This is a genomic window from Shigella sp. FC1967, assembly GCF_001743005.1.
Taxonomy (GTDB): domain Bacteria; phylum Pseudomonadota; class Gammaproteobacteria; order Enterobacterales; family Enterobacteriaceae; genus Proteus.
In genome coordinates, this window is the sequence record NZ_MIIZ01000571.1 from 1 (window position 1) to 7,757 (window position 7,757).

The following is a 7,757-nucleotide window of genomic DNA, read 5'->3' on the forward strand; positions in this document are numbered from 1 at the left end:
AAATTAAACAAACAGACAATTAATAATAATCAAAGAGAATATCCATTGACTTCAGGTATGTCTTTAACGGCTGAAATAATCACGGAACAACGTCGTGTCGATGATAGTCCCTGCTCATCAAGATAATATTGCAGAAGTTAATTTACTTAATAAAGATATTGGTTTTGTTCATCGAGGACAAAAGGCAATGATAAAAATAGACGCTTTCCCTTATACACGTTATGGCACTATTGAAGGAGAAGTCATCAATATTGCCAGAGATGCCGTACAACATGAACAACTAGGCTTAGTTTATCCAGCAATCATTAAATTAAACAAACAGACAATTAATAATAATCAAAGAGAATATCCATTGACTTCAGGTATGTCTTTAACGGCTGAAATAATCACGGAACAACGTCGTGTCATTGATTACATTTTAAGCCCAATAGAAGCTTATCGTCATAACGCACTGACCGAGAAATAAGCATAAGGTAACTTATATTATGGAAAACAGAGTTAATATGGAAGAAAACCAATATCATCACTCTATTATTGATGGATTACTTTATTTTTCTAAAAAAAAACAGAGGAAATATAAAAAAAAGAACAAATCATTCATTTTCTTGGTTGTGATAATCATTTTAATAAGTGGCATATTTTTGAAACAGCTCAATTACTAAAACTTAAAATGTCGATTTGACACTTTTGATTATGATAAATAAAAAACAGTTCGATGATTAAACACAATGATTGAAAATAAAATAATTAATTGGTATATTTTTAAAAAAAATACAAAAAAAATGAGAAAACTCACTATTTTTTGATCCTAAAAAAATAGCATTGAAAAAAGAAGTTTATTATTGATAAAAAAAAAGGAACCTCAAATATATTATTACTTATTGCTAAAAAAGCCATCATCACTATCAACAAAATTTAATTTTCGCTGGTTTATCCCATCCTTATTAAAACAAAAAAAATACATTATTATTTATCTTTATTTTAGCTTGCTGTTGTCAAATTTTTGCATTAGTTACTCCTTTAATTTTTGAGATCATGATTGACAAAGTACTAACAGGCAGAAATCTATCTAATCTACATCTTTTTGGTTATCTATTAATAATGATGGCGATTACAGAACCGTTCTATATTTATTTACGTGATAAGCTATATATTTTTTATTTCTTGTCAATTAAGCGCTGAATTTTCAGGAAAAGCATTTCAACATCTTATCCGTTTGCCTAGCCATTTTTTTTATCAACGCCAGTCAGGACAAATCATTACCCGTATTCAAGAGCTTTCACATATTCGGCAATTTATGACTAACTCAGCATTTATGCGAATACTAGATCTGATTTTTTATTGTTGTATTTATTTTTGTCAGTTTACATATTCACCACTGTTAACGTGGATAACCTTAGGTGCATTAACACTCTATTTTATCCTCTGGCTTATTTGTGGTCCTTTTATTCGCTATTGGGTTGAGCAGGAATATCAAGCCAACGCGGATAGTACCAGTCTACTAACAGAAGCAATAAACGGTATTGAAACGATAAAAATAACTGCAACAGAAAATGATTTTATAGAAAAATGGCAATTCAAACTTACAGACCATATTAACAAACGCTTTTCTGGTGCTAAAAAAGCGTTATTTGCACAACAGTGCATTTCTATCATTCATAAAATCGCAACAGCTATTATTTTATGGCAAGGTGTTAATTTAATTATCAAAGCACAAATGACTGTGGGTGAACTTATTGCTTTTAACCTCTTTGCAGCTCATATCACACACCCTATTTTACGCTTAGCACAATGCTGGCAAGATTTTCAGCAAGCAACTATTTCTCTACGTCGTGTTGGTGATATTTTAAATACACCAACCGAACATCAATCTCATGGAATAGCAACCGTTCCTAAAATGACAGGAAGTATTGTTTTTTCAAATGTCTATTTCCGTTATACCCATAACACACCTGATGTTATTGAGGCACTCTCTTTGTCTATTCCAGCAGGGAAATTTATTGGTATTACAGGTCGCTCAGGATCAGGGAAAAGCACGCTTACACGTTTGATCCAACGTTTTTATATCCCTCAGCAAGGACAAATTTATATTGATGGGATGGATATCGCTATCGCAGATCCACTCTCTTTACGCAAAAGTATAAGTCTTGTTTTACAAGAAAATTTTTTATTTAGTGGTTCAATTCTTGAAAATATTCGTTTATCAAAACCGAACGCAAGCGAAAGAGAAATAATAGAAGCTTCCCAACTTGCTGGAGCTTTGGACTTTATTGAGCAACTTCCTTTAGGCTTTAATACTCAAGTTGGAGAAAGAGGCCACAATTTATCTGGAGGGCAACGTCAACGTATTGCACTGGCGAGAGCCTTATTAACAGATCCTCGTATCCTTATTTTAGATGAAGCTACATCAGCATTAGATTACGGATCAGAAGCACAAATTTTAGCGAACTTGCCTATGATTTGTAGAAACAGAACCATCATTAGTATTGCACATCGCCTCAATACATTAGCGCATTCAGATTATATCTATGTAATAGATAAAGGACGAGTACTAGAAGAAGGTACACATATTCATTTAATAGAAAATAGAGCACTTTATTACCAATTATGGCAGCAACAAACTCAATAATTAAAGATTAAAAAATACAGAAAGGCTCGATATTTCGAGCCTTCAATATATTACGGATAACTTATCAATAATTAGTAAAGCATACGGGCACGGATAGTTCCCGGTAATGCTTTGATTTTTTGTAACACTAATTCAGCTTGAGCTTTTGTTTGTGTTGTAATATCGATGACAACATAACCTACGTTACCGGATGTACGTAAATACTGTGCAGCGACGTTGATGTTTTCTTCAGTAAAGACCTTATTGATACTATTCATCATACCCGGGCGGTTTTCATGAATATGCAGTAAACGGTTTACATCATCACCATGGCTTGGTAATGATACCTCAGGAAAGTTAACAGCAGATAATGTAGAACCGTTATCTGAATATTTCGCTAATTTACCCGCCACTTCATAACCAATGTTTTCTTGTGCTTCTTGGGTAGAGCCACCGATATGCGGTGTTAATATCACATTGTCAAATTTAATCAGTTCAGATACAAACGGATCGTTAGGATCGTTATTTGCACCCGGCTCTGATGGGAATACATCAATCGCAGCACCAGATAAATGTTTTGAGTCTAATGCTTGTGATAAGGCAGGAATATCAACCACAGTACCACGAGAAGCATTGATAAGAATGGAGCCTGGTTTCATGCGCTGAATTTCTTCATGCCCTATCATATTCTTGGTTGATGGTGTTTCTGGCACATGTAAGCTGACAATGTCACACATATTCAATAGTTCAGACAGATGGCGAATTTGTGTTGCATTACCTAATGGTAGTTTATTTTCAATATCATAAAAATAGACATCTAAACCAACACTTTCTGCCAAAATACCTAACTGGGTACCAATGTGACCATAACCAATAATACCCAATTTTTTACCACGGGCTTCAAAACAGCCTTTGGCTTGTTTATCCCAAATCCCACGATGCGCTTTCGCACTTGCTTCTGGAATACGGCGCAGTAATAGCAGTAATTCACCGAGCACCATTTCAGCCACGGAACGAGTGTTTGAGAAAGGTGCGTTAAAAACGGGAATACCGCGGCGAGCAGCGGCCTCTAAATCAACCTGATTAGTACCAATACAGAAGCATCCCACAGCAACTAATTTTTCAGCCGCCGCAAAAATGTCTTCTGTTAAGTGAGTGCGGGAACGAAGACCAACAAAACGTGCATCACGGATAGCTTCTTTTAATTCTTCATCCGATAATGCGCCTTTGTGATATTCAATATTGGTATAACCCGCAGCTCTTAAATTTTCTACTGCACTTTGATGCACTCCTTCAAGGAGTAGAAACTTTATCTTTTCTTTTTCCAAAGATACTTTGACCATTTACCCTGCCCTATCGTTATTACATTTAATGAAAAACAAAATCCTGTCTCATCAACATAACAAAAATAGATTTTGTGGCAATACAACCGATTGCAATGATGACAGAATAAGCGGTAAATAAAGTGATTTTCTACCGAGTAAAATGATTTTGACTTTGAAAATGGCAGGATTTTAGAGAGACATATAACTATCGTGTGATATATATCACTGAATTTGCAGTTTCTAAAATAATTTTAAAAATAGGTAGCCATCGCTACCTATCTTAAAAAGAACTACTTAAGGGTTTTCACACCTTCAGAGGTACCCATTAAAACAATATTTGCGCCACGGTTAGCAAATAATCCTACGGTTACAACACCCGGAATACTGTTAATTTTGTTTTCCAGTTCAATAGGATTAAGGATCGTTAAATTATGAACGTCTAAAATAACATTACCGTTATCTGTTACTACGTTTTCACGGTATTCAGGTAAGCCACCTAACTTAACGAGTTCACGCGCAACATAAGAGCGCGCCATTGGGATCACTTCTACGGGGAGTGGAAATTTACCTAATACATCAACTTGTTTAGATTCATCAACGATACAGATAAATGTTTTTGCTACGCCTGCAATGATTTTTTCACGCGTCAATGCAGCACCACCACCTTTGATCATCTGCATTTGATGGTTAATTTCATCAGCACCATCAACATAGATATCTAGAGAATCGACTTCATTACAGTCAAAAACGGGAATACCGTAACTTTTTAGTTTTGCCGTTGATGCTTCTGAACTTGAAACTGTGCCTTCAATTTGACCTTTCATTGTTGCTAAAGCATCAATAAAGTGAGAAGCCGTGGAACCTGTACCGACACCCACAATCATGCCTGGTTTTACATATTCAAGCGCGGCCCAACCTACTGCTTTTTTCAATTCATCCTGAGTCATTTAAATAACCTTATTTATCACGTTAATGGCTTAAGAATAGCATATTGCATTCAAAACTAGCACGAGACACATCAAAAACTGAGAAGCAACATTTTAACTCATTGCAACAAAAAATATGGCATAGTAAGCAATAGAATATAAAATCGAAGAGAGTCTGTTAATGAAACGCCCTGATTATCGAGCATTACAAGCCCTTGATGCCGTCATTCGAGAACGTGGTTTTGAAAGAGCCGCGCAAAAATTGTGTATTACACAATCTGCCGTTTCTCAGCGTATCAAACAGTTAGAAAATTTATTTGGACAACCGTTATTAGTGAGAACGGTTCCCCCTCAACCTACTGAGCAAGGACAAAAATTATTAGCACTATTGCATCAAGTAGAATTACTTGAAGAACAATGGTTAGGTGATGAAAACAGCGGTTCTACACCGCTTTTACTCTCTTTAGCGGTAAATGCTGATAGTTTGGCAACGTGGTTATTACCTGCTTTGCATCCAGTTTTAACACAACTGCCAATTCGACTTAATATTCAAGTTGAAGATGAAACACGAACACAAGAACGATTAAGACGAGGCGAAGTTGTTGGTGCTATCAGTATTCAACCACAAGCACTACCAAGTTGTCTTGTCGATCAATTAGGCGCTCTCGATTATCTATTCGTTGCTTCTCCTGACTTTGCTCAACGCTACTTTGCAAACGGTGTAACAAAATCTTCGTTATTAAAAGCGCCAGCCGTCGCCTTTGACCATCTTGATGATATGCATCAGGCATTTTTACAACAAAATTTCGGTTTATCGCCCGGTAGTGTGCCGTGCCATATCGTGAACTCCTCTGAAGCCTTTGTGCAATTAGCTAAACAAGGTTCAACCTGTTGTATGATCCCACATCTACAAATTGCTAATGAACTAAAAAGTGGAGAGTTGGTTGATTTAACGCCGGGGCTTTGCCAGAGACGTATGCTCTATTGGCACCGCTTTGCACCAGAAAGTAGAACCATGAGAAAAGTAACAGACGCACTCATTGATTTTGGTCGCAAAGTTTTAAAACAAGATGAAGAATGACACGACTATTTTCATTTTTAACACAAAAAAATAGGCTTCGCTAAGAAGCCTATTTTGTTTTTATTGCGTCATGATTATTTCGTGCGTTTTAATTCAAACACCACATCAACATAATCTTTAAATTCGATACTTTGTTGCTCATAAGTTTCTTGCACTGCCGCTGGTGCTTGGGCTTTTAATGACATTGCATCCATACGCACTTGTGCAATTGGATAAGGTGTTGCCTCTGGTGCACGATAGCTGACACTGTATACCGCACCTAAATCAGCACCAAACCCTTTTGCTACTGACGTTGCTTGATCAATGGCATTTTTAATCGCAACTTCACGTGCTTTTGTTTTGTATTGCTCAGGATTATTTACGCCAAATTCAACGTTATTAATTTCATTTAAACCAGCTGCTAATGCGCCATCAAGCAACGTATTAAGCTGTTCTAACTTCTTAATTTTGACATTCACCGTACGTGTTGCGGTATAGCCATTAATCACTGAGCGCTCTGCTTTTTTATCATACTCATAGTTTGGTTGAGTACGGATATTAGCAGCATCAATATCTTCCTTCACAACACCATTTTCTTTTAAGAAGGCAAAATATTTTGCAACACGCTCATCGACTTGCTTCTTCGCCTGAGCTGCATCTTTTGCTCTTTCGTTAACCTGAATATTTAATGTTGCCATATCAGGAGCGGCTTTAATTGTCGCATTACCCGATGTTGTAATATGTGGCCCTTCTGGCTCAGACGCCGCTAATACAAAAGAAGGTAATCCCAGTGTAAACACGGATGCTAATACAATCGCTTTTAATTTCACAAAAACCCCCTGACATAATAAAATTTAAGACCATCTTTTTATGGCTAAAAAGAACCTTAGCATATCTGATGTAAAGTTCTTTAAGATTAAAAGAGAGTTTTCCAACCTTGCGCTGCCAATTGAACAGCAATAAACCACATTACACATCCGACAAATAGATTAATAATACGTTGTGAGCGTACTTTGCTTAATATTGGAGAAAACCAAGCTGCCAGTAGTGATAATGCAAAAAACCAGCTTATAGACGCAAATATCGCACCACATGTAAACCAAGGACGCAGTTCTGACGTCAATTGCCCGCCAATGCTGCCTATCACAACAAAAGTATCTAAATAAACATGAGGATTAAGCCAAGTTACGGCAACTAATGTCACAATCACACGCCAACGGCTTTTTACCTGATTTTTACTTTGTGATAATTCAATATCTTTTGAAAGCGCAGTTTTAAATGCATTCCAGCCATACCATAATAAGAACGCCACACCTCCCCAAGTGATCAGTAATAAAAGTATTTCTGATTGGCTAAGTAGCGCACTTCCACCAAAGACACCGGCGGTGATCAAAATAACATCACTCAAAGCACATAATAATGCACTCATTAAATGAAACTGTTTTTTACTTCCTTGTTGTAAAACAAAGGCATTCTGAGCACCAATTGGCAAAATCATTGCTGCGCTTAATAGAAACCCCTGAAAAAAAAGTCGTGAACATGCAAAATATCCCAATAATTATTCGTTTAATAATGGATGAATAATAGAGAGGTTTTGATATTAGAGGAAATGAATCATTCTTATTGATAATAAGAAAAACTAATGGTAATAAAATAGGAAAAATAAAGTTTCAGCAGAATGAGTAAGATGAAATAGCCATATTCATTAATAACTGAAATAAAATTAAACCCGATTGTGATTTAATAATGGATGAATAATAGAGAGGTTTTGATATTAGAGGAAATGAATCATTCTTATTGATAATAAGAAAAACTAATGGTAATAAAATAGGAAAAAT

6 protein-coding genes and 1 pseudogene are annotated in these 7,757 nt (G+C 35.9%); 3 read left to right on the forward strand and 4 right to left on the reverse strand.

The features are described 5' to 3' along the window. Positions 1-100 precede the first annotated feature (100 nt). Together BHE89_RS05395 and BHE89_RS05400 are read left to right on the forward strand one after the other, a co-directional pair. Complete coding sequence (locus BHE89_RS05395; RefSeq protein WP_286145920.1) at positions 101-466, forward strand: HlyD family efflux transporter periplasmic adaptor subunit; 366 nt, start codon at positions 101-103, stop codon at positions 464-466. 37 nt (positions 467-503) lie between these two features. Next, positions 504-2,629, forward strand: a pseudogene (locus BHE89_RS05400) (type I secretion system permease/ATPase). 71 nt (positions 2,630-2,700) lie between these two features. Here the strand turns inward: BHE89_RS05400 and serA are convergent. Both serA and rpiA read right to left on the reverse strand, forming a co-directional pair. Next, a complete protein-coding gene (serA, locus tag BHE89_RS05405) occupies positions 2,701-3,951 on the reverse strand; it encodes a phosphoglycerate dehydrogenase (protein ID WP_069367726.1) in 1,251 nt (416 codons plus the stop codon). A gap of 272 nt (positions 3,952-4,223) precedes the next feature. Beyond that, positions 4,224-4,880 (reverse strand): ribose-5-phosphate isomerase RpiA, encoded by a 657-nt coding sequence (rpiA, locus tag BHE89_RS05410; protein WP_069367725.1) that lies wholly within the window; start codon positions 4,878-4,880, stop codon positions 4,224-4,226. A 160-nt stretch (positions 4,881-5,040) separates the two neighbouring features. Between rpiA and BHE89_RS05415 the strand changes: the two genes are divergently transcribed. Then, on the forward strand, positions 5,041-5,940 hold the full coding sequence (locus BHE89_RS05415; RefSeq protein ID WP_069367724.1) for a LysR family transcriptional regulator ArgP: 900 nt from the start codon (positions 5,041-5,043) through the stop codon (positions 5,938-5,940). Between the two features lie 74 nt (positions 5,941-6,014). Here BHE89_RS05415 and BHE89_RS05420 read toward each other — a convergent pair whose 3' ends face one another. Beyond that, positions 6,015-6,749 carry an oxidative stress defense protein gene (locus BHE89_RS05420; protein WP_069367723.1) on the reverse strand — a complete coding sequence of 245 codons (735 nt, stop codon included), beginning with the start codon at positions 6,747-6,749 and terminating at the stop codon, positions 6,015-6,017. Between the two features lie 86 nt (positions 6,750-6,835). Beyond that, the gene (gene argO / locus BHE89_RS05425; RefSeq protein ID WP_286145919.1) at positions 6,836-7,474 is read right to left on the reverse strand and encodes an arginine exporter ArgO; all 639 of its coding nucleotides are present in this window, start codon (positions 7,472-7,474) and stop codon (positions 6,836-6,838) included. Between the last annotated feature and the right edge of the window lie 283 nt (positions 7,475-7,757).